This is a genomic window from Brevibacterium mcbrellneri ATCC 49030 (genome assembly GCF_000178455.1).
Taxonomy (GTDB): domain Bacteria; phylum Actinomycetota; class Actinomycetes; order Actinomycetales; family Brevibacteriaceae; genus Brevibacterium; species Brevibacterium mcbrellneri.
Map to the genome: position 1 here is coordinate 1 of NZ_ADNU01000055.1, position 988 is coordinate 988.

Annotated in this window: 1 protein-coding gene and 1 pseudogene; both read right to left on the reverse strand. The window is 67.6% G+C overall.

The window, feature by feature from the left end:
- A pseudogene (locus HMPREF0183_RS09485) lies at nt 1-464 on the reverse strand (hypothetical protein); the annotation flags it as partial.
- Nucleotides 465-563: 99 nt separating this feature from the next.
- Nucleotides 564-988: hypothetical protein (locus HMPREF0183_RS09490; protein ID WP_005885415.1), on the reverse strand; the 425-nt coding region annotated here is incomplete at its 5' end.

Below are 988 nucleotides of genomic sequence, written 5' to 3' on the forward strand. Positions count from 1 at the left end.
CCGAGGTGGTGGTCGGTGACCTGGAACGCCGGGTGGAAGTCGATGAGGGGGTTGTCCTCGTCGCGATCGGCGAACCGTTCGGCGTCATGGAAGACGGAGAACTCCGGGCGGCGTGCCTGGTGGGTGGAGCAGAGCATGCCCTGCCCTCGCTCTTCGGCGATGCAGGTGATGCGCACGGCGTGTGTGACCACCGCCCACGGGTCGCCGGCCTCCCGGGTGGCGCGTTTGCGCATCACCTCGAAAGCCGCGGTGACGGCCTCCCAGGGGTCGAGGTGATGCTTCTGGGCCAGGGCCCGGTACTTCTCCGCGGTGAACTGCATCAGCTCCGCGGCGACCGGATCGTGATTCCATGCCCCTGGACCGGCTTGGTGGAGCCGGTGCAGGAGCGTGCGCAGTCCCTCGCTGGTCCTGAAGTCCTCGCGCCGGGGCCTGTCCTGCGCCGGCTGGTTCGTGTGCGTTGTCATGATCGGCACCTCCTGCAGGACAGGTACGTGCGCCATCCCCAGGTCCGAACACCCGATGCTGTTATCGCTGAGTCCATGGCTGTCGCCCTCTTTGTGCCGTTAGGGCATCCCGACCCCGGACCGGGTAGGACCTCGGTCGGGGCCGCCTCGACGGCCGAACGCGGACACCGGCGGCAGCTTGCGCGCCAGCGTCTTCGCCCGCTCCAGCAGTGGGTCGCGGACGCGGTGGGTCAGCTCGGTGTGCAGATCGATCCCGCGCCCGACGACGCTGGAGGTATGCCGTGACATCAGGTCCGACATGCGCACCCACTCCACACCCTTCGCCCGGTGCTTCTGGGCCTTCTCCGCCTCGTCGGCCTTCTTCGCGACGTCGGCTTCTTCCACCGCATCCGGCGTGCCTGCCGACTCCCGCTCCAGCGTCTGTTCCCGTTCATGCGGATTAGGACGTTCCTGGTCATCCTGGGTGCTTATCACGGATCTCCTTCCATCTCTGGTGAGGAGCCGCTCAGTGCCTGCTCCTCGGT